Source organism: Limnoraphis robusta BA-68 BA1, from assembly GCF_034932365.1.
Classification (GTDB): domain Bacteria; phylum Cyanobacteriota; class Cyanobacteriia; order Cyanobacteriales; family Microcoleaceae; genus Capilliphycus; species Capilliphycus robustus.
In genome coordinates this window covers 182,204-209,199 of record NZ_JAYGHR010000002.1, presented here as the reverse complement: position 1 = coordinate 209,199, position 26,996 = coordinate 182,204, and the positions used below count along the sequence as shown (strand labels likewise).

The window sequence follows — 26,996 nt, the reverse complement described above, 5'->3', positions numbered from 1 at the left end:
AAGGAGGATAAAACCATGACTCAATTTCAAGACTCTGTGAATAACGGTGAAGCCATTTCCACTCAAAAGTTTAAAGAAGAATATGCCAAAGGGCGGCGAGATTTCAGTTATACCAACTTGACCAAAATTAACTTGCAGGGGATGAGTTTGTGTGAAATAGACTTGCGTTGTGCTGTACTTTACAAAGCAAACTTAGAGGGAGTTAACCTTTTTAAAGCTAATTTGACGGGAGCGAATTGTGCGAATGCTAACTTGAGTTGGGCAAATTTAAGTTTAGCTTGTCTTGAAAATACGAACTTTGCGAGTGCCGAGTTATATCAGGTTGATTTACAGGGAGCAACTGCTTTAGGATGTAATTTTTACAAAGCTAATTTGCAGGGGGCGAACTTGAGTCAAGCTGATTTAGAACGGGCGAATTTAAGTTATGCTAATCTCAGGGATGCCGATTTGAGTTGGGCGAATCTCAGTGGTACAAATTTAGCACAGACCAACTTACAAAATACAAATTTGAGTTGGGCAGATTTGGATATTGCTAACCCGGAACACGCTCAGTTCAAGTTCACCACTCTAACAGGAGTTCGTCTGCCCTGGGGAGTCTATATTGTTAGTCATAAAAAGGCGAGAAAGGAAGATCATTCTCATTAAGTTTTCAAACGGTAAAAGGTCAAATTGAAAACATGACTTTTTACCGGATAACTTTAAAACTTTTCACCGAGAAAAATCCATGCTTTGGCAAAACCTCGTTCCTAAAGCTGAATATTGAGTGGTTTACAACCCATTTGAGAACAGCAACGCTTTGACTTCTAAGCAAGTCTAACATATGGAAAGAAACTGAATTTAGTTCTAACAAGATACCCTCAAATTTGGGGGTATTTTTTTTAAGTTATTTGCTCTATAGGTTGAACTTTCAGAGAAGCAAAAAAAATAGGCCTCCTCCTTTTAGGGGGAGGTTGGTGGGGGTTTCCATACCATACGTTTAACTTTCAGAGAAGTTTAAAGCAGTTTTGGGTCTCAACAAAATTCAGACGAATTGTTTTGGTTTCCATACGTTTAACTTTCAGAGAAGTTTAAAGAGTTGCTCAGTATTGCTGAGGAAATACGGACATTAGAGAGTGTTTCCATACGTTTAACTTTCAGAGAAGTTTAAAGTTACAGTTGGACACGCAATCGGAATTGCTATGTTGTTTCCATACGTTTAACTTTCAGAGAAGTTTAAAGTACAACAGTACAGAAATAAATTATTCTGGAGGCTTCTCGTTTCCATACGTTTAACTTTCAGAGAAGTTTAAAGCAGCAAAATCCTTTCGTTTCTCAAAACCAAAAAGCACAGTTGTTTCCATACGTTTAACTTTCAGAGAAGTTTAAAGAAGGATGAGAAGGGCTACACTTACGTCCAAATAGACGATGTTTCCATACGTTTAACTTTCAGAGAAGTTTAAAGAGCTGAATCAACAAGCGATAACTTGTTACGACAGGTTACAAGTTTCCATACGTTTAACTTTCAGAGAAGTTTAAAGTAAGTGATGCAATATCAATAGCTGAGTATGTTGAGTTTCCATACGTTTAACTTTCAGAGAAGTTTAAAGTTGGCTCAATCTTTCGTTCCACAAGTTCCTTCACCTATTCAGTTTCCATACGTTTAACTTTCAGAGAAGTTTAAAGAAGGATGAAAATGGATACACCCATGTGCAGGTGGACGAGTTTCCATACGTTTAACTTTCAGAGAAGTTTAAAGAGTCTGCTTTCCGTTTTTCTGCTTTCCGTCATTTTTTGTTTCCATACGTTTAACTTTCAGAGAAGTTTAAAGCCGGCATCTCAGCCGGATCATGTAAACCCAGAAACACGAGTGTTTCCATACGTTTAACTTTCAGAGAAGTTTAAAGTTGATAGCCAGGCTTTGATTGATTCTGCTCATATTGTTTCCATACGTTTAACTTTCAGAGAAGTTTAAAGAGTCTTATAAGTGTTTAGAAAATCTATAATGACATGGTTTCCATACGTTTAACTTTCAGAGAAGTTTAAAGGGAGACGATTTTGTTAAGGCATTGACGGGCGATGACATCCTGTTTCCATACGTTTAACTTTCAGAGAAGTTTAAAGAGAAATGTTCCTTATGGAAGCGAAATTCAAATCACAGGTTTCCATACGTTTAACTTTCAGAGAAGTTTAAAGAACGATGAACAAAACCAGTACGACAACCGCTCATTTGAGGGTTTCCATACGTTTAACTTTCAGAGAAGTTTAAAGTGCTCTGTTTGCGGTGGAATAGGATTATTCATCGGGTTTCCATACGTTTAACTTTCAGAGAAGTTTAAAGACTCCTACGTACTGTGCGTCTTGTGGAGGTAGTGGAAAGTTTCCATACGTTTAACTTTCAGAGAAGTTTAAAGAGTTGGGACAGGAAGACAAGAAAAAAGAATATTGTTTCCATACGTTTAACTTTCAGAGAAGTTTAAAGGAGAAGTCAAAAGAGGAATGGTTTTTCTTCTACACTTACCAATGTTTCCATACGTTTAACTTTCAGAGAAGTTTAAAGAGTGCCGGGTTAAAACCCTTGCCCTGACTGTACTCTAGCACTCAAATTTGTGGGGGTCAAGCAAACACCCAAATTATTGAGACATATTTGCAATAATAGGGTATAAATAATCGCTCAAACTCAGACAGAGAAAGCTTTCCGGGGGGGTCAACGAAAGAATAAGGGTTTCAGCGATCGCCAGACCCCCACAAGATTATCTAAGCTCCGCAAGAAGACTCCCGGCATAATCTCCGATTTGACGGAGAGATGAATTGCGGGTGAAAAACGAGACACCCTCTAACCCAAATTGAGCGTAAGCGATCAGGAGGGAGGAGGGTAGTTGAGTTTTTGACAATGTGATAGGATTGCTTATGTCGAGGTGTAGAACATAAATGCTGGTATTTGAAGCCAAACTTGAGGGACTCGATGAGCAGTATCGAAAGCTTGATGAAGCGATTAGAACCGCTCGTTTCGTTCGCAATGCTTGCCTGAGATACTGGATGGATAACAAAGGCGTTGGGCGTTACGACCTCAATAAGTTCTGCGCCGTTCTCGCCTCCAACACGGAGTTCCCCTGGGTCTCAAAACTCAACTCAATGGCTCGTCAAGCGAGTGCTGAAAGAGCGTGGAGTGCAATTGCTAGGTTCTTTGACAACTGCAAGAAAAAGGTCAAGGGTAAGAAAGGCTTCCCACGCTTTAAAAAAGAACAAACTCACGGAAGTGTTGAATACAAAACCAGTGGGTGGAAGCTTTCTGTTGACCGAAGAAACATCACTTTTACTGATGGGTTTAAAGCAGGAACCTTTAAGTTGTGGGGAACTCGCGATCTACACTTCTACCAGTTAAAACAGTTCAAAAGAGTGCGAGTTGTGCGTCGTGCCGATGGGTACTATGCCCAATTTTGCATTGATCAAGAGCGAGTAGAAAGGCGAGAACCAACGGGTAAAACTATTGGTATTGATGTGGGATTGAACCACTTCTACACCGATAGCAATGGAGAAACCGTTGCCAACCCTAGACACCTTCGCAAAAGCGAAAAGTCTTTAAAACGGTTACAACGCCGATTTTCTCAAACTAAAAAAGGCTCTAAAAATAGAGCCAGATTAAGAAATCAACTTGCACGCAAGCACCTCAAAGTAAGTCGCCAACGTAAAGACTTTGCTGTTAAGACGGCAAGGTGCGTGGTGAGGTCTAACGACCTCGTGGCCTATGAAGATTTGCAGGTGCGGAATATGGTGAAGAATCACCGCTTGGCTAAATCCATTAGTGATGCTTCTTGGTCATTATTCCGGGAATGGGTTGAGTATTTTGGCAAAGTATTTGGCGTGGTAACTATTGCCGTTCCACCCCACTACACCAGTCAGAATTGCTCTAATTGTGGTGAAGTCGTCAAAAAGACTCTTAGTACAAGAACTCATATCTGTCCCCATTGTGGGCATACCCAAGACCGAGACTGGAACGCTGCACGGAACATACTAGAAAAAGGATTGAGTACGGCGGGTCACGCCGGAACTAACGCCTCCGGAGAGACTGACCTCTGCTTAAGTGGAGAAATCCCTTTAAGCAAGTCAACTCGTGGAAAGAGGAAACCCAAAGAGTGATCTTTGGAATCCCCCGTTATATTGCTATGCAATTAGCGGGGGAGGATGTCAATGATCGTGATCCAAAATTTGCCCAACCCATTCCTTAATTTCCGAGTAAAGATAATAGGGTTCAATCGGATCGCCTGTTTCCTGATTCACCATTAGATAATCTTGTACATTTTGAAAGCCAGAAAGTGGAACCAACTCAACAAAACAGCAATAAATTTGACTCATTTGTGCTATAATCTCTGTGGGAAAACAGGAAACACGAACCGTATCTTTAATCTTCTGATTCCTTGGATTTTCTAAATCTTCAGAGCGCACATATTCCATGCGTTGTTTAGAGATTCCCTTCGCTCCATGAATCAAGAAATTGCGCTGTTCAGCCCAATAGTCAAGACTTTTTAGAGATGCGATCAATTTCTCTAAAGGATCTGGACTTCCCTTTTTCTCTTGAATTAATGCCTGAACAAAATTGCGTTTGCTCCAGCGTCCTTGTAGTTTATAATTGCTTTCCTTTTTATTTTTATAAATTACGGGAAATTTAGTGTTTGTTTTCTTCTCAATCTTCAGAAAAGTTTCCCCCAGTTGAGTTCCTCGAATCTCATCCAACTTTAAAAACCAATCATTTTCATTTTTAGTCTTATCAAAATAAGAGATTGCGTCTAATTTTTCAAAAGTTTGATGTAAAATCTCCTCATAAAAAGCACTCATACTTCCTAAAAAATCAGCAATGCGTCCCAGTTTCCAAAACAGACAACATTGAGTATAAAGATTCAGAACAGGTTCATAATTTTTACACAATCGAAAGGGATTTTGTTCACCATTCAAAATGAACCCTTGCTCATTTTTACACAAAACCTCCAATAATTCTAATCCGCTATCAGCTTGATTATCAGCCTCGTAACTATCTAAATTCAGATAAGCAATAGACATTTTTAAAGCTTGTACTACCACAGTCAATCGATGACGACTCTCAGAGATTTCTGTAATCCCAGACGCCTCCAAAGTTTCCAACGTTTCTAACCATCCAGTTAAAATTTCTCGCGCCCCGTCAAAATCCCAACGCGCCAATAGTTTCTTAACCGTTTGATATTTTTGAACCCGTTGATAGCGCCAGTAAGATACCCGATGACAACTCGATGCTTTCCCCTGCAAAAGCTTTTGAATCGAAAGTTGAGGTTCAAGGTAAATTTGATTGGCAATATCAGAAGAAATCGCTTGAACCCGCAGGGCTGTTTGCATTTGGGGCGTACCCCCTTTAACGCTAATAAAAATCTTCTCATCCGAATCCAAAGCTTTAAAAAAGTTGTAATATTCTCCTAATAAACCATCTTGATCAATAGCAGAAATTGTTTGAGGAATTACCACTTTATGCAGATTGATTTGATTGTTAAACTCCCGCTTAAACCAAAGCTTTAAAAGCTCAAAAAGATAAACCGTATCGGAATCAGCCCCTTTATTTTTCTCACCGTTCTCCTCTAGAAATTGGTCGGTTACAAAAATATAAATATCTCGAACAGAAGCTTCAACAGCCTCTTTAACCACACCCCAAAGACGACCCGGACGAATGCAGTCGTGCAACTCCTGGGGAGTCTCTATATATTTTCCCAGCAAGCACTGTGTAAACTCTCGAAAAGTGTTAACTTTCCACGTCTGATAATACTGTTCTTTAACCAATTGATAGCGGTTTTGCCAGAGAAATAATTCCCCCGCACTCAATTGGCTTTCAGCTTCCTTCAGATTAGGTTCATTGCGATCAAAACCGATAGGAAGAAAATAATCTGGTTCTAAATCTTCATCGCTTACAGAGGTTTCTAGTTGAATCTTTTTCAGGGGTTGATGGAACTTCAAAGCCAGGTCAGAAGTACCAATATTAGCAATCAGAATCGTCATCCTTTCCATCCTCCGTCGTTATTAACAGTTTAACCACCGATACTAATTCGCACAAGCGTTTCATGCGATTGACGAAAAATTAAACCAGTCCGCGATCGCCATCAGCACCCAAACAGCGAACAATTCCATCCTCACACTTCCACCCAACCTGACGGGTTCCCACGGTAATAATAAGGGTATCGAGGCGATTAAATTCAACTAAAGTTGTTTTCATAAATGACAAAAATTGAGAATATCAAGATAAAAAAGTTAAGTGTCAGAAGCAAGAGAAATTAGAATCAATTTCTTTAAGACTTTGAGAACATCAGACAAATTATTCTGACGATTGTTGATGCCAAACAAATCAGACGTTGCGTATTGCGGGTGTTCAGTTTGAATTAATTTCAGAAATAGAAAACTTCCCCCGTTGGTAATTAATCCAAAACTGGGTTGATGAGAATTGGGATTGGCCAGCATATATGCTAAGATTTGAGCAAGTCCGGCTTCGACTGAGAGTTTAGCTTGTTTAGATTCAATAACCATCACCCAAACTTGATCTTTTAAGACTAAAGTATCTAGATTTCCCTTGACAATTAATTCAGAATCCTCTGATATTGCGGATATTTCAACACTTTTTTCGGCTCGAATGTTAAATGGAGATTGATAGAAACGACCAATAAATAGTAAGGGAGAAACCACAGTTAAGTTAATCGGTTTTTCTAGTAATGGCGGTTGTTTGATTAAATTTGAATAACCTGCTTTAATTTCTTCTAGGAGTTGAACTTCCCAGTCATTGAGTTCAGGTAAATCAATTCGCCATTCCCAAAAGAAGTTATCATCCTCAACATATTCAAGCTGAAAATGAGTTTCCAACTGTTCTAAAGTAATATCCTTCGCCGCTAAAACTTGAACCATAAGATGTTCTCCCAATTATTTATACTAATTCTATCTTTGGTAGATACTGCATCTTGAAGATTAAACTATTCTTGGAGAGGCCATATTTGCCAATAGCTATTTCTGTTTGTATTGCTTCGGAGGCGGTTTAAGTATTCACGGCGGGGGTTCTGAGTCGCACCAAAAACCGTTACAACTTGATAATCTCGCAAATCTGCAATCCAAACGGGAGAGGGTTTAACATTACCCAAAACTTGACCACAGAGATTGCCATCATAGTCAAGATTTCCGCGTCTATCTTCTACTTTTAAGTCTTTGCTATGCAAAACAGCCAAAGGATATGGTTTTCCAAAGTCTTCTTTTCCCGAACAGACGATAATTCTACAATTGCTATCAACAGCTTCCGTCCACTGTTCCCGGCGTACTTGACCAATATTTCGAGGTTGGCGGTAATTAATTGGATTGTCGATCAGTTGAGATAAACTCTGATAAAATTGTTCTAGCTTTTGCTGAAACTTTTGTTGAAAATCCCGAATATTATCAGGAAGTTCCCAAAGTTGTTCATCGCTATCAATATAAAATGTTGAACCTCGATACCAGGGAGCGCGTTCCCGATTTTGCCTCGAATAACACGGACGTCTGGCACCCTGACCAATTCCCCCCAAATGAAACATCATCCAAGTCAGTGATTCAAATAATTTTTTGATTTGTGCATTTTGGTTTGCAGGTGCTTCGGGAGAATAAGATAACGTTAACGTTCCGACTTGTTCGCCGCAATCATCATCTTTTCCGCTAAAGTTTGGTCGGGGTTCTGGTTGAGTAACCTTGCCATCTTGAATATCAACTCTAACCCAACCAAATGTTTTAGGATTAATCCCTCCGAATAATTGGGCTTCCCATATTTGAACAGTATTAACATCCAAAACACCTAATGAAAAAGCTCGAAACCAATAACGCAACATTGATTTAAACGCAATTGGGCGCACTTCTGCATCAGCTAGTCCTCGCATTTGCCAATCGTTTCGGCGTTCATTCCAATTCCACTGAGTAAATTTTTGTCGTCCGTGAATGAGTTGACCTTCCAAAGAAAACTCCACTCGCAAAAACTCATCAAGAGAACGACTAGAACCCGCCCGAATTAATTCCCCATAACCCGAATTAACCTGAGAACCTATTCCCGCTTGTAGCCCTGCTGTTAGCCACCGTTGAACTTGCTGTAAAATCTTCGGGTCGTCACAGTGGCTTGCCAACTTTAACCCGATTAAAAAGGTGGGTTCTCTCAGAGATAAAAACGGGTTTGGATTGGGATTATATTCGAGTTCGTTATTGTTGTCCCAATTCCAAATATTGTTTGCCATATCCATCTGTAAACCCATTTGATTGGGCAATGGATAAGCATCTAGAAAGATAACTTTTCCACTGCGATGGGGTTTCTCAGCTTCCAAAGAACCAAAGTAAGGTGCTATTTTCTTCTCGGCTTCTTGCCACTCAATCTTATCCCGCTTCATTATGTCTCGAATGGCTTGAGTTCTCGCCACACCTCGCAGCGTTGAAGATGGAATGTAAGGCATTCCCAAAGCATCAAAAGCGGGTAACAAAATACTTTCTGGCCCTCGATGTCCGCCAACCCGAATTCGCCAGGAACATTTGACTTGAAAACAACTATCTTTTCCCGCTATTAATTTAGTTCTTTCTGTAAGTAGACTAAGACGTTTATTGTAGTTAGCTGAGTCTTCAGCCATTTGCAAAATTTGAGTTTTGGTTCCGTCTTTTTGAGGATGATCTGGCGATCGCATCCACCGCAAATACTCAACAAAACTAGCATTATCATCAGGTTCGGGTTCATTCTCCGAGTCTAGCCAGGGAGAGGGCTGCGGAGGGCGATTATCTCCATTACCGCCACCATTTCCCCCCCGGTTTCCGCCACCATTTCCGGGTCTGCGAGGGGCGTTTCCGCCTGTATTGGGTCGGTTTTGTTGAGTATTCGGTCTTTGAGTGGGATTCGGTTTTTGAGTAGGATTCGGTTTTGAATTTACTTGATTGGGAGGCTTAGGACGCTCAAATACCATTGGATTATTCCTCTCCTTTAATATCGTGATAAATTGCATTAGCCCAGAACGCAAATTCTTGAGATAATGCCAAACCCAAACCAGTCAAGCCAAGATATTCTTCAGTTCCGAGATTTTTCAGTGTTTCTAAACCCTGATCACCGACTAAATTTTGAACATCAGAGAGAGTTTGTAAACATTCAAAATACTGACGAACGACATCTTTTTTTCCCTCTTTACTCAAAGCTTTTTCTTCAGCTTTTAACCGCATCATTCCCCAAGTGGAAAGATAGGTATAAAGTTCTACAGCTTGACTTTTTTGTTCTTTGAGACGAGTATCATTTCCATTATATTGTGAACGCAATCCAGACAAAGCATTATAAACGGGTGTTGCAATTGTGCGGGGGTCGAAAACTATCATAATTATTACTCCTGATTATGAATCTAACCACTGTTGAACAAAACCACGACCTAAACTTTCCTGACCTCCAATTTGCAAGAGTTCGTGACTGTGAATTAACTGTTTAAAATCGGAATTGGACTGTTCTGCTGTTCCGTTAGCTTTTGCTGTTAAACCCCAAGGAAAATACATCAGCGTATCGGGAGGAATCGCTTCTTCATAGCGGAAACCACCATCAACAGATTTGTGTTCATCGAGTTTAATTTTTACCTGTCGCCACAGACTCATTTGAATCAAAGTTGAACAGTGTTGGTCAGGCAAAATCAAAACTCTTTCAATCATTTGAGTTTGTATATGTTCGGAGATAAAACGTTCCCAATCACTCCAAGCAAGCAAATGATTCGGTTTGATAATGGCATCTTTTAAATAAATAGGTTTGTCGGTGTCTAAATTGGTGCTGTAAGCTTCGGGAATCTCCGGTAAATTCTCCTGAAAACGTCCCCAACGCCGCAATAACATCGGAGAACTAATCCACACAATACCATGACTCAAAGACGGAACGGGCAGCCAGAGAAGCGAACCATCACCGATCCAAATATCTCCCTGTTCAAGTTGAGAAGATTCTTCCAAAGTTGTCCCAAAAAGTCGATTTCTTTTGCTTGTATCTCCCTCACTAGAGCGTATCCGACCCCGAATTGTACTGGATGGAATATAAGGTAAATTGGTGTGAGACTCACGGGCAATTCCGAGTAAATTTCCCTCTTGAGTTGTGCCGCCCGTATGGAGAGGTGAAAGTAAATAAAGGTAAGCGTAATTGTAAGTCATTAGTTTTTCTCCTGATAAGAAATCCACAATAATTCTGAATAACCTAACTTTCGCCAATGATGAACTTTACCGCTAGTTTCTTGGTCTTGAAACAGAGTTTGCGGTTGGTTCAAGTAATACAAGCTTCCGGTTTTTCCTCCTTTAACGTCTGCAAATCAATATAATCTTTCAGCCCGACACTGGCTCGCAACCGTCCGCGTATGGTACTAGAAGGCAAATAGGGCAAATCCGTATGAGTTTCCCGAGCAATACCGACAACATTTCCTTCCTGTGAAGTTCCTCCAGTATGCAAAGGTGATAATAGGTACAAATAGACAAGATAGCTGTTATTCATCGTCGTCCCCAAAGTAATTTTCCATAATTAAGTTTGCGAAAGGTTTCCAACCAAGGTTTATCTTGAGTTACCGGGAGCAAATGACCGAAAGTTGATTGTAAACGGGTCAATTGAATAGATTTAGAATTGAATAAATATACCGTTCCGGGGGGAGCAAAAGCATATTGGGGTTGCAAAGCAAAGGATTTTTCTGGCAATTCTTCTAACCCGTTTTTTGTGCGAACCTTGCGGCGATTTTTTTTTGCAACTCCGCCCCACCACAATTGGCGATCGCCCACACACCCCAATAAGCAGTCCCGCCAAGCCTGGGGATAAAGACCATAGACCTGTTCTGCCGTTTCTGCAAGTCCGGGGGTGAGGAGATAGGCAAACAGTCCCGGTTCGAGAACATCCGGTAATGGTCGTTTCCAAAGTAAATTCAGGCAGTCTACCCCGTCAGTATCATTTTCAGTGGCTTTCAGCTTGGAAACAATAGCGCGATGTCCTTCCCCACCCAAGCGCACCACAAAAGGTTCATCCGGCAAACCCTGCAACTCCACCCCCGCAACCAAACGCCACCCCGGTTTGAGGCGTGTAGCGACTTCAGTAAAAAAGCCTTCCTCATCCCGAACCTGTCGGGTACCGTCTTCGATGTGAGTGTGGGGGAGAACCTGAATGTTCCAGGGGTTATCGGTAAAATTATCAGCAGCAAAATCCGAATTTCCACACAAGTAGGCACATAAAGCAGAAGCTTTCATCCAGGGTTTGGGTGAACCCGAAACATATTCCCCACCGTTGAGTTCAGGCGGAACCATTGGCGGTAAACTCTCTTGGGGATAACAGACTGACTCCCACGACTCCAGAGTTTCACAAGGCACAAACCGCGTGAGTCGCTCCCCACTTGTTGTTTCCTGGGAATCATCTTTGGGAGGTCGCAGCACACGGATCAAATCTTTGGGAGTTGGCAACCAAGGGATATTATCTCCATCTAATAGAAATACCCCCAAAAACTCAGGATAGAGTTGGGGGGTGGAGGTTGCCGTTCGCAAAGCCTGAAAGACTACACTCGGCATAGGCGGAAACTGTCCTTTAGCCCGTGCGCCTTCCCCTGGACTGAAGGGCTTGGCTTCGCGAAATAGCAGAACATCTAGGGGGTCAATCTTATACCAATCCATGCTAAAACTCCTGATAGTTGAGATGCCATTGTTCGCGTTGCTGCATTTTGTCGAGCCAAAACGCCGAAAAACGCAGAATATTACTCAAGTCCTTAAGGTCAATTCCAATCGGTTTGGGGGTATCGGGGTTTTTCTCCCGGTCGATTAACCATTGAACATGGACCGATCGCGCCCAATCTTCCCAATATTTGAGCCAGATCAGCAGTTTGTCGATATTTTCTTGAACCAAGTCTTTTTCGTCTCGGCGTTCGGCGATCGCATAGGCAGCTTGAGCGATCAGGTAAGAAGATGGGGTCAAATCCGCATGGCGGGGGAGTTCTTCGGCGAGGCGATAGAGTAGAGAACTCAAGGCTTGATGATGTTCAGTGGTGATCCAATCTCGCCAACCGGGGTACAATTCTCCTTTGATCAGAGCTTCCAGGCAGTTTCCCGAACTGTAGAGAACTCGAAAGCACAGGCCGTTTTTTTTGGGAAGACGGGATAAACGGAAAATTTGAGACAGGACAAATTGCATCAAAGACAGCGATCGCCATTCGGTCAGTCCCCGCAACAAATCGAGGTACATATCGAGAGACATCAGCCCGCAGCCGGATAATTCTTTAGCCCGGTCGGATTCTGCTTCCCAAAGGGCTTCCAGGGCTGCCGGGAGGGGAACACTTTTATGGACGATCGCAATACCCAGGCTCATCGTCGCCCCTTCTCCCATGGTAAACAGCGCTCGGTCTGGTAAGCCTTGAAAATTATTTGTATCCGAACTGGGTCGCCAGTAACCGCCCTGAGATTGAAATTTCAAGTCCGGATCGCCCGGTTGGGGTTGATAGGGGTCGTCGCCACCACACCAAGCGGCTCTCAGAGAGAGCAGATAATCGGGTAAATCTTCTAAGGGGAGTACCGTCATCACATCATCTCCGCCACTGTAGACCACGCGACCACAAAACCGCTTTTCGGTAATAAAGGGAACTAGACGGTTAGAGAAGTCAAGCAGGGCGCGGTTTAGACCCACATGAGTTGCGGGTCCCATGCGCTTACGGGTTTTCAGCAGGGAATGTTCATCATCTCTAAAGGCTTGAATAAATTCCCGTTTTTTCTGCTCATACTGGTTTTCATCGAGGTGAGGATAGCGATCGCGATTGATGAAAGTTTCGGGATGAGTTTCTGTTAAATATTGTTGGTAAGGATGAAGTTTTTTACCGGAAACATATTGCCCCATACCATCCCCATCCCCCAAGATCATCACCGACCAATCTGTTGGACTACTATCGCCAAAGCCACATTCGGAGTGAGTTAGGTCTACAATCTTTCGCAACTCGGGTATCCGTTCTTTTTTTAGGCTCAGGTCTTCGGCAAGCCATTTGCTAGAAAACATCACGCCGTTATAGTTTCGCCCCGGTAAATTTTGAGGATTAATACGGGTATCTGTTTTGGGAATGTGGTAAGGACGGCCGCGAGTTCGAGCGTTAAAATCCTGATATTCTTTGCTGGTTTTTCCAAATTGTTGTTTGATATTAATTTGTAATTCATGCCAATATTGACTCAACTGACCGCGATTTTGATACCGCTGCCAGTCTTGGTAAGCAAATCGGGCCGAAGCAACGGAACTGAGATTGGGAAAGCGAATCAATTGGGCGTAGTCAATTTCTTCATTTTCTAAATTGCTAAAATCAATTCCTAAAGATTCCCCCACGCCGCCGTAAAGCCAAGCCATGCGCTTCGTTAATTCCAGGGCGTTCAGCATTTCCGAACCGTCAAATAATCCTGGATAAACTTCTGCTATTAATCGCCAAAATAATCGCATCGACTCGATGGGTAAACCGTATCCTTCCCGGAAGTTTCCAGAATATCGAAATTGAGGATGTAGGGCGCTCAGTTGTCCCGATAATGTAGAACGAACACCCGGAGAAATGGGAATTGCCCAAGTTCTAGTATTTTTAATGGCTTGAATGGCTTGACCGCATCGAGCTTGAATTGACCCCCACCAAGTCCCATTATTGAGGGTTGTGTAGAGCATTTTTTCCGCCGTTGTGGGAGGGGGATTGATCACGCGAGTTTGAGCCACTTTTTCTTGTTTTTTGATCCAGTCTTCGCTCAATTGATCGTCATCATTTTTCTCAATCATTAGAGAAGTATTCGGGTCGCCCAACGGAACAGCCGTCCAGTAGGGTTGCCAAGTTTGGTTAATTTGAGCATTCCATAATCCCCGCCATTCCCAGCAGCTTTTTCGCTTCCAGTTTTCAAGATCATGTCGGTTTTGTTTGTCGTGACCTCCCGACTGGGCAAATTCTTTCAGCAATTCTTCAATCTGGTTATGATTTTGGGGGTTTTGCAGAAATGCGATGGTACGATCGCGAATTCCTTGTCTAAGTTCGGGTATGGGATGATCGGGAATTCCTTCTCTAATTTTATCGGCGATCGCACTCCATTCAGACCGCAATTTTTCACACAAAGTTTCTCCGAGTTGTTGTGCTGTTTCGGAGCTTCCAACTAAGATGGTTATCGTATTGGGAAAGCCTGCGGTTGCTAAGGTGGTACTCAAACGCTGATTAAAGCGACTGATGGGGTCGTTTTTATCGGGGCTGAGTTTTTGAAAGCGTTCTCCAAAAATCGGATAGGTTTTAAGTAAGAGTGCGTCGATGATTTCTTGTCCCCAGAGAGAGGGGGTAATCACCGCATCTGCACCGTAGGTTTCAGCCACGAACCAACAGAGTTTGGCACTGAGATAGTGTAGCAAGTATGACCCCGCCCAAAAGTCTAGAAATTTGCGGGAGGCTTTGATAAAGTCCTGAATGGGGGAAAAGGTAAACAGCAGCAAGTAAGGGTATTGAGTGACAATCCCCCGTTCATCAAAGTCTACCGCTCCGGCGATCGCTGAGACTGTGGCGCGATAGCTATGAATTGGACAGTCGGGTAAAATGTAGTGTTGGGGGTCGAGTAGAGCGTCCGGATGGTGTTGTCGCCTCAGTTCGGGCATCATACGCCACAGCCACCAAAAAACTTTTTGAGCGTCTTGTTCCTGTTGAACCCATTGGGGAAAAGCGATCGCTCTGTTTTCTGGAGTTTTAATTTTTTGCTGTTGAGCGCTGATGGGATGTTTAATGATCTGTTCTTTAGTTTGTCGTTCTGTTGAGCTTCCTCGTTCCAAATTGACCCGATCTGAGGAACTGGCGATCGCTTCTAGCTTCTGTTGATTTTGTTCCCACCAAAACAGCGCCGCTTGTCCCGACGAGGTTTTCAAACAATCGAGGCTGTTACAGAGATGGCGATCACCAACTAAAGCACAAAGTTTGCGAAGGAAGACAGACATTAACAAAATTCAGATTAGAGGTTATTTTTCTACTCTATCCCTCTTTTTTGAAGATGCCTCGATTTTCATGCGAATGACGCCAACAATAATAGAAACCCGGTGCGCGGGTTTTTCGTTGCAAGTTTGGATTTGGCGATCGCTTCCACTGCGATCGAATACTGACCTACAAGGCTAGACAACAGTAATAGTCCCCCCTAAAACTATCTCACTAGAACAAACCACTCAGCTAAAGTTTCGGCTTCACGGTTTTTTAATAGAGCTATTGATTGACTTTTTTCTAAGTTAACTAATATCGTGCCGTAAGTATGACGCTTGCGGAAGGCAAAGTCATCTACTCCCAGAATTCGAGGCGTTTGAATCGGAGCCAAGGGAATTCTACGCACCAAGTTTAACAGAGTATTGCGGCTAACTTGGAAACCGAAATATTTACTTAATCTGACACCAGCATTTCCGGCTAAGGCTAAACCGATAGCTGTTAACTGTTGAGTCAGTCGTTGCGTTTTTCTTGCCCAGGCAGCCGCTACATCTGTAATTCTTTCAGCAAATATTCGTCGTTGACAGCCGGGATTATTACAGAAAAATTTTCGCACATTTAGTTGCAATGTTACTTGGAAATTTGCCCAAGACAAATCACTCAATTTTCGTTTGTACTGACTGTGAACCCGATGACTGAGTACCGAACAAACCGGACATCTAACCAAATTTTGTATTGAGGTAGCATAAACTGTAATGTGAGTTCGGTCCTCGTCTAACTCCCAATTATTTAATTGGAGAATTCTTTTACTCGGTAGTAAACTTGGAATTATTTCTTTCAATGTTATATTTTGGCACTGTCATCAAGGATACCTGATTATAGGAATGTTTAAAAATCACTTTCTGTAACGTTCTTTTCAAGTTCATGTGGCGCTCGTGTCGAGACTCAGGGCGCGAGTCATAGGCAAACGTCTCTCCGGTCGTTGCGATCGCGAGATCGCCTGTGTCGAAGTGCGCGTGCATTGCAATCTCCTTAATTTTGCGACTGGCTTGACCTGCGTGACACTACCACGTCAATTGTTTGTTCTCTTTGCGATCGCTATTTTTGCGGATCACCAAAAGTTGCCAAGACCCGATATTGTTTTAACAAATCCTTACCTTCCTCACCCATTTCTTCCAACTGTCGTTGAATTACCATCAAAGCCATGCGGGTTGGGTGGGTGCGCCCGTTTTCCCAGTTATTAACAGTTTGAAAGACAACGCCCAACTGTTCTCCGAATTGTCTTTGGGACAAACCTAAACGCTGTCTTAGAGTGCGGATTAACGTTGAAATCTCGATGGTGGTGGCAACTGGCATGGCTTTATTTGTAATCTCTATATTCAACAATAAGCGGACAAACCTTAGATAGCTACGGGAGAATTACGGAACTTTTAAGCTTTTTCTTAGTATCAAAATCCCAACTTTCTCAGTAAAATTACCGAGATTACAGCCCTAACTCTAATAGGCTAGGCTCTCCTGAGTTCGGGTGCAAAAAGATTAATCAATATTTGGGAATAGGAAAAGCTGAAAAGCTTGATTGTATATAAGGTTGACTTGATAGAAGACAATAGCGATGTTTCTACTTTTTCAGCCGACTTGCGAGTAATACCGTAGACACTCAGCCGGGGACTACTCCGTAAATACCGATCCTAATGACAGGTAAGATTTGAGGGTCGGGATATTCTTTTTTGAAAGTCTTAAATCAAACGGATTTTACTCAAACTCAGTCTGGGGGTAAATTTAGAAAAAGCAAAGAAGTTTTCATCAAAAACTTAGAGATTTTCAGAAAGCTATTAAATCAAAAAAACTTGAAGTATATAACGATTAACTTTCGATAAAATATCCGTAATCTCACTGATTTACTTCAGGGGATTTTCGGGATATTCTGGAAATAAGAATAAATTCTGAGTCGGGCTTAGTCAAAGGTGATGCTGAATCAACTAACAACCGACTCGCCAATCAAGTCCTACTTACAATCAACAAAAACTAGCCCCGATAGCGATCGCACAATTTTCTCAACGCTTGATAGGTGATCACACAAAGGAAGTTCAATGATAGGCTTCTGATGATAACTTGTTCGCCGGACATTATCCTCTATTTTAACGGAGAACCATGAAAAGAAATACCAACTTCACAACACAAATTAACGGCATTCCCGGTAAAGTTGTGGGACTGACCGTTTTACCAATACAGGGAAGTTGTAGCCTCCAATTAGTTGATGATTTCTTGAAAACAAAAACTCAATCCTTTTTTGGGTTAGAAGAATCAGAAACCCTAACACCCGTTCAAGATGTGCGAACGATAGAAACCGGAGAAGGTTGTACTTGGTGGTTGTTTTGGATTGGAGTTATTACGTTAGGGATAATGATAGGAATTGTTTTTATTGTGTTGGCTTTTGTGGTCAAGCAGCGATGGTTAATTATCTATACCAGTCGGGCGAATTTAGTGGTGTTTAATCGAAATAAAGAAAAAATAGAGCAGTTTAAACGGGGGCTGGTAGAAGCGATGCTCTCCCAAAATAGCAGCAAATCTAAGGTTTCAGACAGTCAGTTAAAGCCACCAACTCCACCCCGTCCGCCTGTTTTATCTAAAACTTAACTGTAAAATATTCAGTTAAAGGGCTGACTGTATTAAAGGAAAAACATCTAGAGATAGAAAAAACTAAGCAGCAACTAAACTTTTTGGAATTCTATACCTATTCCCATCTTGGATATTACCGGAGACAAAGTAGATCGTTGGAAATCCTTTGTTAGATCTCTTTAACCTCAGTAAGATTTAGAATTTCTGCAATGAACCCATAAAAAAATGCTTGAACCCGACAAGATTTTCACTTGGTTCCAATGGCAACCGTTAAAAGATTGCTGGAAAGACAAACGCATTCCGAATGTTCGGGGGATTTATCGAATCCGCAGAATTGGCAGAAGCGACCTGGATTATATCGGTCAGACGGGTAAGGGTAACAGGAATTTAAGAAAACGCCTATCCGAGTTGAACTATGTTTACAAGCCGGAAATGCCCTACCGAGATCCCCATACGGCGGGGCCAGCACTCTGGGCTTTGCGCGATCGCTTGGGCTGCGAATTTGAAGTGTCAACTTTACCTGTAGAAGAATCAGACGCATACCGTCTGGGATTGGAAGCAAAGTGCGATCGCTTTATATCGACAGCAGCATCAAGCGTCCCCAACAGTTAACTTTGGTCGAATCTCTGAAGGTTACCAAAAATTGCCGCACACGCCCCTACCTTCAGGTATGGGGATATAAGGCTCTTTCTAATGCTATAATAACTCTACTGGCAGGGTATTCAACCAGTTGAAAAACCCAGCATCTAATCGATGCAATTAACCTTGAAAACTTAAGGTATGGGGTTCTTGCAAGAAATGCTTTGGCCATATAAAACCTTAAAGCACCAAGTACAGAGAACAAAGCATTTTTTTCTCAAGTACGGTAGGGCATACCGAAACTATCTCTGAAATGGGATGAACGACTGGGGAGACTCACCCCTCTGGAGTAGGTTAGGAAACTAGCTTGCTGTAAGGGTTGTCAATGAATCAGTAATCCAAAGCCGTGAGGCTTGGAGAATCCCCTTTCTTTAGAAATGGGGAGTATGTCAAATTATTTCTTCTTCCAATACTCAGAAGTTAGTGGAAGTGGGTAAACGTTTTCGAGGAGGGAAGTCCAATCAGTACAGTGATAACCATAAACCTGGCATTGCCCCGGTCGGTACAATTTTAGATGAGCCGTGCAGTCCAAATTGGTGCGGACATCAATGGTCAGAGTGGTATCCCCTATCAGAAGCACAAAATTATTTAACGCCAGATGCGCTTGGACTCTACCGAATCCGTATGGAGAATCAATCCAAATTGGTTTATATCGGACAGGGTAGAATTCAAGCTCGACTTCAAAATCATGCTCGAAAGTTGCAGCAGTTTAACTCTAGATTAGTGATAGGTTCCGCCAGTGACGCTACCGCATCAATCACGACACTCTTAGAGTGCGCCTGGATCTCCAATAATACCTGGCTTGAAAATCAACGCCTCGAATTGGAAAATGATCTGATTGGTTCCCATTTGCTCATCACTGAAACTATTCCCCTCAAACAGTTCGGAAGCTGATGAAATCTATTGCATTGGTGTCCTGCGTTGCCAAAAAGCAGGAGCGGACTTCTGTTGCCAAAGATTTGTACTGTTCGCCCTGGTTTAAGAAAGCCAAAGCTTATGTCGAATCTCAAGGTTGGCAATGGTACATTCTTTCTGCTAAATACGGTTTGTTGGAGCCAGAAAAGCTTGTAGAGCCTTACGACCAAACCCTAAATCAAATGCCCACTCAAGTTCGATACGAATGGGCAGAGGATGTTTTTAATCACATCTGTCGGAGATTTCCAGAGCGAGGGAAAGTCATTATTTTAGCCGGGAAAAAATATCGACAGTATCTCTGTCCCCATCTTGAGAAAGCCGGCTATACTATTGCTGTTCCCTTAATGGGATTAGGTATTGGTCAGCAATTAAATTGGTTTGACAATCAACCCGTTGAAACCCTCAATCAAAACGAGTAAAACAAAAAATATTCAGCTTGAACAAGGGTGTCAACCGCACAAAAATCTGATAGAAATTCGGGGAGCAAATCTGAGGGTTGGTGAGCGGTTTATCGAAACGTGAAGGAATTTTAGCTCAATAAAATTCCCTTGATTTGTTGAATAAATTCCCTTTTATTTTGGGGAGTGGCTTGTCTCCCCAGAACTTTTAAGTGTCTTCTAGAATGATTTGTGTTAACTCTTGCTGAATTCGAGCCGTTTGCTCTCGAAAAACTTGCAAAATTACAAAGAACACCCAGACCGGAAATCCCAAAAATCCCAAAGATTCAATCAGAGGAAAACCCGTTTTCCAACGAAACCGCAGACCAAAACATGACAACTGTTAGACCATAACAGACTAAAAAACAAAACACTAAAAACGCAATTACACCCACAGCCAATCTAATCGTCATAAGAACAATAACTTGATTCCCATCCGACTCAAACTTTCCCTGAATATCAGGTAAACACAATGCTCTATCCAATATCCAACCACTTGAATTAAACCGAAAGCGACGAATCTTAAATCCTCTAGGGGAAATTTGACCAACATAGGGAGGTTAATTCCCAGAAAAACCTTGTCGAAATAAGTCGGGAGCCATAATTTTCGCTCCCTATTTCTCAACCAGTTATAATAGTGTTTTTTAGCTTCTAATCGTCAAACTTGTATTAGGTAATAGGCGCATTGTTTGCTTTTTACTCCACAGACTAAACACATCAGTCGAATAATATTCCTTAAGCTTTAAACGTCAGAATCGGTTGAAGTCTCGCCACCTCTTGAACCATTCCCGCTTCAACTTGAGCCGAGATAACAGGTTGAATAGGTTTATAAGCCAGAGGCGCTTCTTCAATGCGACGATGAACTCTTGGAGTAATACAATCAACCCCCGTTAACCCCAATTCCACCTCACTCAACGTTGCACCCAAACGGGATAAAGAAAACCGAGAGTGTATTCGTCCCGCACCGTGAGAAGCAGAAGCCAAAAATTGCCCATTACCCAAACCCCGCATTAAATAAGAGGGCGTACCCATCGAACCCGGAATTACCACAGGTTGTCCCAATTCAGCCGGACTCGCACCCTTACGAATAATCCAACCCTTACCGTCGGGAAACGTCAAATTATGAGGTAAATCACAAATTAATCGCGCTTCCAAGTCCCCATAAACCTCTCTCAACCGCAATCGTAATAGTTCCGCCAACAGCAAACGGTTAACAAAACCATAATTGGCTGCGGTGGCTTCGGCTTGCAAATAACTTGCTACTAATTCCGGCGTTGAACACGAAAGCGGAAACAGTCGTCCGGTTGGATAAGCCAAACCATCAGGCCAAGCTTGTTGAGCCTTTTCTCGCCACAAACGGCCAATATATTTCCCCACCGTGCGCGAACCGGAGTGAATCATAAACGCCAGTTGTCCTTCGCGAACGCCCCAAGTGTAGGCGGTAGCCCGGTCTAAAATGGCATCAACCCGTTGAATTTCTACAAAATGATTCCCCCCGCCAATGGTTGCTAAATCCCCGTCTCGCACCCATCCGACCTCGGGAATTAAATCCGGCGGCGCCCAACGCAAACTTCCGGGTAACGAACCCAAATGATAAACTTGTTCTGTTTCTGACCACAGTTGCTCAAAATTGGACTGGGTGACACTTCCAAGGGGTTTTTGACTGTTATGTTCTAACCAACCCAAAATTCCATGACAAAATAGAGCTTGAGCGGTTTTAGCGGTCATGGTGACATCTCGGGTTCCTTCAAAATAATCACCCTTCATCAACTCAATAAAACGATCGCGTTTTCGAGTAAAATCTTCAACAGATAAGTCAACAACGTGCAGTCGCATTCCACAGTTAATATCGGAACCAACAGCCGCAGGAATTAACATTCCTTCTGTTTTCACGATAGAACCGATAGCAACATCACTATCACCGGGATGAAAGTCAGGTGTTGCACAGGCGTTTGTGACATGACCTTGAACGGGATGACGAATGTTGGCTAAGTTGGCTAACTGTTTGAACGCCTTTCCTTCAATGGGTAAACTCTCTGGGAGTAACACTTCTGCGACGGTCGCATCGGGAGCGTTAGAAAGACGGATGGAGTAAATATTATTGCTGTAGCTGACAGTTAATCCTTGACGGGATAATGCCTTAAAAAGTCGTTCTTGTTTTTTCGGATGCTGCATAAATCTATCCAACAGATTGATGAAAATCTGTCTCAAAGGTTGAAGATCTGAGATTTGGATAGGGATTCAGCAGCCACGCTTTGTCTACTTCGGGTTGGGGATTTTAGATCGGATGGAACTCTATCGTTTAGTTGCGTTCAAGCTTGACCGATGAGTTTGAGTATCTAAAATCGGAAAATTGAACCCAAAGAGAGTTTTGTTTTTCCCCTATCTTCAAGGTTAACATAAAATTTCGAGATGTTTTGAAGGTACAGTCTAAACTTCGATACCATAAAAGCCGGGAATTTTTATTGATTGTTTTGTAAAAGTCTTATGGGTACTGAGACTGTTTTGATTGGCTATATTAGCGAGATGTGGTTCGGTAGTACATCAAAGAATCGCTTTATACGTCGCTGGAACCGGAAAGTCATTGGTGAATTACCCAAACTAGATAGCTGGCCCCCTCTAAATCACGGAATGTTTAGCTTCTCAGGGGCAGATGGGGTCAGGGGTGGCTATCTCGGCAGCATTATTTACTTTGGTGGACGCTACAAAGCAATTGAATGGGAATGGAATGAGTGGCTGGCTAAATATGAGGCTCTACTCTTGAAGCTATATTGGACAGAATCGGCTGTGTATCTTCACCTCAGTGGATCTTTTCCTCCCTACCAATTCAGTTGGGAAGTTGATGATCAGAGCTTGCAAGGCTTTTTGATCGAGCCTCCGAAGTTACCGAAGAGTTGGAATTTCGACGGTTCATTTCGTAGCTGGCCTCCGAGCGTTTGAGCGAGCCGATGGGATAATACAATAGTGACCTTTCTCAAATCCGGCAAAAAGCTGTTATCACAGTCCCCGAATGCACACCACACGAAAGCCAACGAGGTAGAAGCCGGGAGAATGGGAAGGAAAATGTGGATATTTCATCATTGAGGGGTTCAGTGTAGCCCCAAGTCTCAAGACAACGGCGGTGGATGACCCACTCCTCATGTTCTCGGCTGACGGTTGCGGTTTCAAATTTAATGGGGTGGGGATTATGCTTTTGATTCATGTAGAGATAAAATTGGAGTCTATTATGATCTGTAAGCTCGACAACGCAATCGGCTGTTTTACACCTTTGTTATTGTCTCTATTGTAGTGTGAAAATACATAGATACGGGCAGGCTAAAATTTAGATCCGCGAAGAAGTTCACCTGCTATTTACCAAAGGATTTCTTGGCGATCGCTATCCCTGATGCTAATTAAGTGGGAGTTTCGTCTTGTCAGTTCTACACCGAAGTTCAACAAGTTTCTCTTGCAGTTTCGTATAACGTCGCTGACCTTCGTTGCGAACGGCAATGGATATGGCTTTAAGCGCTTCCAACCACGATCGCCAATTTCTTCGCCCGGGTCAGTCCGGTGTAAAGCAGGTTCCGATTCAGCATCAGATAGTGCTGCATAAATAAAGGAAGAATTACCACCGGATATTCGCTACCCTGACTTTTGTGGATGGAAATACTCCAAGCCAAAGCAATTTTATACAACATACATTAGAGTGATAATGTAAGCATAGAGCTTCTATACTTCATAGATACAGTCAAAAATACTTAACTCACTGTATTGGCTCTTAAACAGGCAGTGAAGATAGCAGGAATTAACAAGCAAGCAAGTTGTCATACATTTCGTCATCGTTTGGATGGACAGGGGGACAAGTTTTAGAAAAGCTGATAACGGTTAGACAATGACGAAATCATTCGTATCTAAACTCAAGTTAGAAATTCCGCGTACTACCGCAATCAGTTGATTTTCTCCATTCACCTGACGGAAAATAGCTGTTCCACTCGAAAGGATATTGTCGGAGTCGCCCAATATATAGTCCGCAATATCCCCATGCAATTGAATTACATCCTCACCAGAGTTAAAGTCTGCAATCACCGCATGACCAATATCCGTGTAATAAGACTGAAGTGTGTCTCCCAACACAAAGGTATCCAAGCCTTCTCCGCCATTCAAGGTATCAATTTCATCAGTTCCAGCATTAGTTTGATTTGGGTCAACCCCAATCAGAATATCATTTCCAAGATCGCCCCAAATGATATCATTACCCTTTTCTCCTTCAACAGTATCATTACCCTGTCCACCATAAACCGAATCATTACCCTCTCCCCCTCTTAACTGGTCATTCCCTTCATTACCAAATAATTGATCGTCATCTGCTTCACCATAAAGCCAATCTGACCCCAAATCACCAAACATCCGATCATCTCCAGCTTGACCTCGCAGTGTATCGTTATCTTTACCCCCAAATATCTGATCGTCTCCGGTTCCCCCTTCGAGATAATCTTCGCCCTCATTTCCCACTAAAAAATCGTTCCCATCCTGCCCGTAAATATTATCTCCCGATCCCAGTCCAAATAGACTGTCTTCTCCATTGAATCCCATCATGTTATCGCTTTTTTCATCGTCACCTAATTGAAAATCGTCTCCCTCGCTACCCCTGAAAATTGAAGGGTTAATCCGAGTCGGTGGAATCGGCTGAATTTCGGCTCCGGGTTCTAAAACTAAAATTGAATCTAATTCTAAATTTGTATTTTCAGTTGTTTCGGGTTCGGGTTCGGGTTCGATTTCGGGTTCGATTTTGGGTTCGGGTTCGGTAGGTGCATTCACGCTCACGGTAACGGTGGCAACGTTCGTTCTGTCTTCCCCATCGTTAGCCGTGTAGGTGAAGCTGTCTTTTCCGCTAAACCCGGCGTTCGGTGTGTAGCTGAAGGAACCGTCGGCGTTGAGTTCTAGGCTGCCGTTTTCGGGTGGACTCTCCAAGCTGACCGTTAACGCATCTCCGTCTGCATCGCTATCCCCATCGAGAACCCCCAAATCTGCATCAACGAACATAGGAGATTCAAAATCTGTAGTATATTCATCATCATCGGCAACTGGCACCGTATTTTCGGGTTCGGGTATTGGGTCGGGTATTGGGTCGGGCGTTGGTTCAGGTGTTGGTTCGGGTATTGGGTCGGGTGTTGGTTCGGGTATTGGGTCGGGTGTTGGTTCGGGTATTGGGTCGGGTGTTGGTTCAGGTGTTGGTTCGGGTTCTGAATCGGTTTCTGGTTCCGGTTCAGGATCGAGTGTTGGTTCGGGTTCTGAATCGGTTTCTGGTTCCGGTTCAGGATCTGTAAAATTTTCGTTAACAACTTCAAGGGTAAAAGGCGTTTTTTCTTCATCCAAGGTATGAATAACTCTTATATACATATCGTACCCGAGTGAGATTGAGTCAGAAGAAACACCTGATTCCTTGGTTGAGCCGTAAATATGCAAACCAAAATTTCTTTTTGACTCGTTAAATTCTGTCAGTGTAAATGCGTTTTTGTAATCGATAAAACTTTGTCCTTCTCCTATACTAATACTACCGTCCGGATTTAAACTGTTAACGTCTGAAATTCCTAGAGATACAGACCAATTGTTACGGCCAAATAATGTTCCGTCAGAATCTAGAAATGTTAATTGATAACGATCATTGTGGACTCGTTTACCAGTGTACATTCTAAGTTCACCATTGCTCAAAAATATGCTTTCACCATTTATGCTCAAAGTTCCAGTGATTGAATCGTACAGCGATGATAGTTGATTTGTCCAATTCAATCCTTGCTGTCTTTGTTCTCTTATTTTGTTCTCAGCATCGACAGTGTATGTCAATTCTATTTGAGGATTTTCACCAAAAAATTCATATGTTTCATCCAGAAAATCTTGATATTTAAGTGAAGAAATAACACGATTCACACTCACACCGATTGTAGTAGAAGGCGAAGAACGATTGAGAGTTGTTTTAAATTGAAAAGTAATACTTCCCTCTTCGGGTTCGGGTTCCGGCTCGTCCAGGGGTAAAGATACAATTTGGTCTGCAAATTGAGCAAACTCAATATTTTTTAAAGTATCAGTGCCATCTGCCTGTGTTCCCCTTGAATGAGTAAAAGTTATAGTTCCATCTTCTGAAATTGAATAGTCATAGTTGGCAAAGTTATCCGAAAAAAATGCTGTATCTTCTCCCCCGTCTCCATCGATTTTGTCATCGCCTTTTCCCCCAAATATAAAATCTTTATATAGATTTCCTTTGAGAGTATCGTCCCCTTCTAAACCCAGAATCAGCGCATCTTCAGTCACAACGTCTGGATCTCTATTTTTGTCTTTAAAAACATCTAAAACCTCGGCGTTTTCGGTTCCGTATATAATATTTCCTGGGTGAAATCCTCTTACGTTTGTTCCGCCATTTATATCTGGTAAAGGAACAAAAAACCGATTTTCCTGAGACGTGAAAACATACGAGGGTGTATTTGATTGGAAATAAAAATATATCTGATCGTTTGTGTTTGGAGAGTCTTCTGTTCCCAAACTCAATAGTTCTTCTTGAGAAATCTTGAACTCATTACTGATTATATCTACGAGATCCCCGTCATAAATTTTATAGATAATATCCTCTCCATTTGTTAAACTATTGTCCCTCACAATACGGAGAAAGTTTTCTCCGACAACTATATCGGGGAATCTCGATGGGTCGTCAAAATCATTAATAATACTACGACCTAAAATCAGATCAATAGCCTCTAGTTCATCTTCTTCATCTAATCCGTCTTCAAATAAAGCTCCACCAATTACTTCTTGATTTTTGTTTAAAATTTGAATATCGGTTTCTACAGTATCTAGGATAATGTCCAACAAATCGGAACCCGCATCTTTTATTTCACTCCAAACGAGAGATGTCGCCGTTCCAACTGCCGCAACACCTAATACCGTTGTCCCAATTCCCAGGCTGCTTGCAATTAATAAAGGAACTCCCGCAGTAACAACCGTATCTGCTATAAATTCTCCTACCGTATATCTTTTTGTATTCGGATCTAAAGCGATTTCAATTTCTCTCGCTACCAAGTTGTCAATCCCCGGTATTCTCACTAAAAATTTTAATGTTAATTTTGGTAAATTCTTATCGAGCTTTTCTATTTCTTCTGTTAAAGCTTTGAGTAAACCCGCACTTCCTCCACCAATAAAGGCTTTTTCTAGATTGCTAAGGTCGTTTACCGTTGGATTATTATTACCGTAATATTTAGGTTTAAGATCTTTAGAAGACATAATTCTATATAGAAAAACATAAAGTTTCAATAAATAATATTCTAGATAATATAACTTTAAAAAACAATCTACTAATGTAAATTTATAAGGTTATTAATATGAAGATTCAGTAAAACACGGTCGAGCAACTAATTATTCCCAAAGGACTTGTCCTCTTTTATTGATTTAAAAATCAATACATAGTCTAAACTCTAGTTATAAGATGGCGTGGAATGGGCTATCAGGCAAGTTT

24 protein-coding genes and 1 CRISPR repeat array are annotated in these 26,996 nt (G+C 42.1%); of the genes, 7 read left to right on the top strand and 17 right to left on the bottom strand.

All coding sequences use genetic code 11. The annotated features are described in order from the left end of the window. The first annotated feature begins 15 nt into the window (after window positions 1-15). Both VB836_RS02115 and VB836_RS02110 read left to right on the top strand, forming a co-directional pair. Window positions 16-645, top strand: a complete 630-nt coding sequence (locus tag VB836_RS02115) for a pentapeptide repeat-containing protein (RefSeq protein WP_323217785.1) — start codon at window positions 16-18, stop codon at window positions 643-645. 319 nt (window positions 646-964) lie between these two features. After that, window positions 965-2,536: direct repeats of the CRISPR family, unit length 35 nt; unit sequence GTTTCCATACGTTTAACTTTCAGAGAAGTTTAAAG. A gap of 371 nt (window positions 2,537-2,907) precedes the next feature. After that, entirely contained in the window at window positions 2,908-4,116 is a 1,209-nt protein-coding gene (locus VB836_RS02110; protein ID WP_323217784.1) for an RNA-guided endonuclease InsQ/TnpB family protein, read from the top strand. Window positions 4,117-4,164: 48 nt separating this feature from the next. On the opposite strand, the gene VB836_RS02105 is transcribed toward VB836_RS02110, so the two are convergent. From VB836_RS02105 to VB836_RS02050, 13 genes are all read right to left on the bottom strand, one after another. Further along, the gene (locus tag VB836_RS02105; protein ID WP_323217783.1) at window positions 4,165-5,994 is read right to left on the bottom strand and encodes a hypothetical protein; all 1,830 of its coding nucleotides are present in this window, start codon (window positions 5,992-5,994) and stop codon (window positions 4,165-4,167) included. A 79-nt stretch (window positions 5,995-6,073) separates the two neighbouring features. Continuing rightward, window positions 6,074-6,208 (bottom strand): hypothetical protein, encoded by a 135-nt coding sequence (locus VB836_RS02100; protein ID WP_323217782.1) that lies wholly within the window; start codon window positions 6,206-6,208, stop codon window positions 6,074-6,076. A 35-nt stretch (window positions 6,209-6,243) separates the two neighbouring features. Beyond that, window positions 6,244-6,888, bottom strand: coding sequence for a restriction endonuclease subunit R (locus tag VB836_RS02095; RefSeq protein WP_323217781.1), 645 nt, complete (start codon window positions 6,886-6,888; stop codon window positions 6,244-6,246). A gap of 65 nt (window positions 6,889-6,953) precedes the next feature. Continuing rightward, window positions 6,954-8,936 carry an RAMP superfamily CRISPR-associated protein gene (locus VB836_RS02090; RefSeq protein WP_323217780.1) on the bottom strand — a complete coding sequence of 661 codons (1,983 nt, stop codon included), beginning with the start codon at window positions 8,934-8,936 and terminating at the stop codon, window positions 6,954-6,956. A gap of 4 nt (window positions 8,937-8,940) precedes the next feature. Then, window positions 8,941-9,336 carry a hypothetical protein gene (locus tag VB836_RS02085; RefSeq protein ID WP_323217779.1) on the bottom strand — a complete coding sequence of 132 codons (396 nt, stop codon included), beginning with the start codon at window positions 9,334-9,336 and terminating at the stop codon, window positions 8,941-8,943. Between the two features lie 15 nt (window positions 9,337-9,351). Then, window positions 9,352-10,140, bottom strand: coding sequence for a type III-B CRISPR module RAMP protein Cmr4 (cmr4, locus tag VB836_RS02080; protein WP_323217778.1), 789 nt, complete (start codon window positions 10,138-10,140; stop codon window positions 9,352-9,354). Beyond that, a complete protein-coding gene (locus VB836_RS30280; RefSeq protein WP_407659552.1) occupies window positions 10,140-10,253 on the bottom strand; it encodes a hypothetical protein in 114 nt (37 codons plus the stop codon). The genes cmr4 and VB836_RS30280 overlap by 1 nt, the downstream gene beginning before the upstream one ends. Then, on the bottom strand, window positions 10,250-10,474 hold the full coding sequence (locus tag VB836_RS02075; protein ID WP_323217777.1) for an RAMP superfamily CRISPR-associated protein: 225 nt from the start codon (window positions 10,472-10,474) through the stop codon (window positions 10,250-10,252). Before VB836_RS02075 ends, VB836_RS30280 begins: the two co-directional genes overlap by 4 nt. Next, window positions 10,471-11,628: a type III-B CRISPR module-associated Cmr3 family protein gene (locus tag VB836_RS02070; RefSeq protein ID WP_323217776.1), complete on the bottom strand. Its 1,158-nt coding sequence runs from the start codon at window positions 11,626-11,628 to the stop codon at window positions 10,471-10,473. The genes VB836_RS02075 and VB836_RS02070 overlap by 4 nt, the downstream gene beginning before the upstream one ends. A gap of 1 nt (window position 11,629) precedes the next feature. After that, a complete protein-coding gene (locus VB836_RS02065; protein ID WP_323217775.1) occupies window positions 11,630-14,929 on the bottom strand; it encodes a type III-B CRISPR-associated protein Cas10/Cmr2 in 3,300 nt (1,099 codons plus the stop codon). Between the two features lie 200 nt (window positions 14,930-15,129). Next, window positions 15,130-15,630 carry a transposase family protein gene (locus VB836_RS02060; RefSeq protein WP_323217774.1) on the bottom strand — a complete coding sequence of 167 codons (501 nt, stop codon included), beginning with the start codon at window positions 15,628-15,630 and terminating at the stop codon, window positions 15,130-15,132. Window positions 15,631-15,709: 79 nt separating this feature from the next. Beyond that, window positions 15,710-15,925, bottom strand: coding sequence for a hypothetical protein (locus VB836_RS02055; protein WP_323217773.1), 216 nt, complete (start codon window positions 15,923-15,925; stop codon window positions 15,710-15,712). Window positions 15,926-16,001: 76 nt separating this feature from the next. Continuing rightward, complete coding sequence (locus tag VB836_RS02050) at window positions 16,002-16,259, bottom strand: helix-turn-helix domain-containing protein (RefSeq protein WP_323217772.1); 258 nt, start codon at window positions 16,257-16,259, stop codon at window positions 16,002-16,004. Between the two features lie 795 nt (window positions 16,260-17,054). Here VB836_RS02050 and VB836_RS02045 point away from each other — a divergent pair. The 4 genes from VB836_RS02045 (at window position 17,055) to VB836_RS02030 (ending at window position 19,495) form a co-directional block, all read left to right on the top strand. Beyond that, window positions 17,055-17,540: a DUF485 domain-containing protein gene (locus tag VB836_RS02045; protein ID WP_323217771.1), complete on the top strand. Its 486-nt coding sequence runs from the start codon at window positions 17,055-17,057 to the stop codon at window positions 17,538-17,540. Between the two features lie 207 nt (window positions 17,541-17,747). Continuing rightward, window positions 17,748-18,134: a hypothetical protein gene (locus VB836_RS02040; RefSeq protein WP_323217770.1), complete on the top strand. Its 387-nt coding sequence runs from the start codon at window positions 17,748-17,750 to the stop codon at window positions 18,132-18,134. 456 nt (window positions 18,135-18,590) lie between these two features. After that, complete coding sequence (locus VB836_RS02035) at window positions 18,591-19,055, top strand: GIY-YIG nuclease family protein (RefSeq protein WP_323217769.1); 465 nt, start codon at window positions 18,591-18,593, stop codon at window positions 19,053-19,055. After that, window positions 19,055-19,495 carry a DUF6884 domain-containing protein gene (locus VB836_RS02030; protein WP_323217768.1) on the top strand — a complete coding sequence of 147 codons (441 nt, stop codon included), beginning with the start codon at window positions 19,055-19,057 and terminating at the stop codon, window positions 19,493-19,495. Before VB836_RS02035 ends, VB836_RS02030 begins: the two co-directional genes overlap by 1 nt. A 187-nt stretch (window positions 19,496-19,682) precedes the next feature. Here the strand turns inward: VB836_RS02030 and VB836_RS02025 are convergent, their stop codons facing one another. After that, entirely contained in the window at window positions 19,683-19,853 is a 171-nt protein-coding gene (locus VB836_RS02025) for a hypothetical protein (protein WP_323217767.1), read from the bottom strand. 395 nt (window positions 19,854-20,248) lie between these two features. Continuing rightward, on the bottom strand, window positions 20,249-21,688 hold the full coding sequence (locus VB836_RS02020) for an RtcB family protein (protein ID WP_323217766.1): 1,440 nt from the start codon (window positions 21,686-21,688) through the stop codon (window positions 20,249-20,251). Between the two features lie 312 nt (window positions 21,689-22,000). Here VB836_RS02020 and VB836_RS02015 point away from each other — a divergent pair, with 312 nt between their 5' ends. Beyond that, window positions 22,001-22,453: a hypothetical protein gene (locus VB836_RS02015; protein WP_323217765.1), complete on the top strand. Its 453-nt coding sequence runs from the start codon at window positions 22,001-22,003 to the stop codon at window positions 22,451-22,453. A 560-nt stretch (window positions 22,454-23,013) separates the two neighbouring features. Here VB836_RS02015 and VB836_RS02010 read toward each other — a convergent pair. Both VB836_RS02010 and VB836_RS02005 read right to left on the bottom strand, forming a co-directional pair. Further along, window positions 23,014-23,190, bottom strand: a complete 177-nt coding sequence (locus tag VB836_RS02010) for an ATP-binding domain-containing protein (protein ID WP_323217764.1) — start codon at window positions 23,188-23,190, stop codon at window positions 23,014-23,016. A 187-nt stretch (window positions 23,191-23,377) separates the two neighbouring features. Then, window positions 23,378-26,764 (bottom strand): Ig-like domain-containing protein, encoded by a 3,387-nt coding sequence (locus VB836_RS02005; protein ID WP_323217763.1) that lies wholly within the window; start codon window positions 26,762-26,764, stop codon window positions 23,378-23,380. Between the last annotated feature and the right edge of the window lie 232 nt (window positions 26,765-26,996).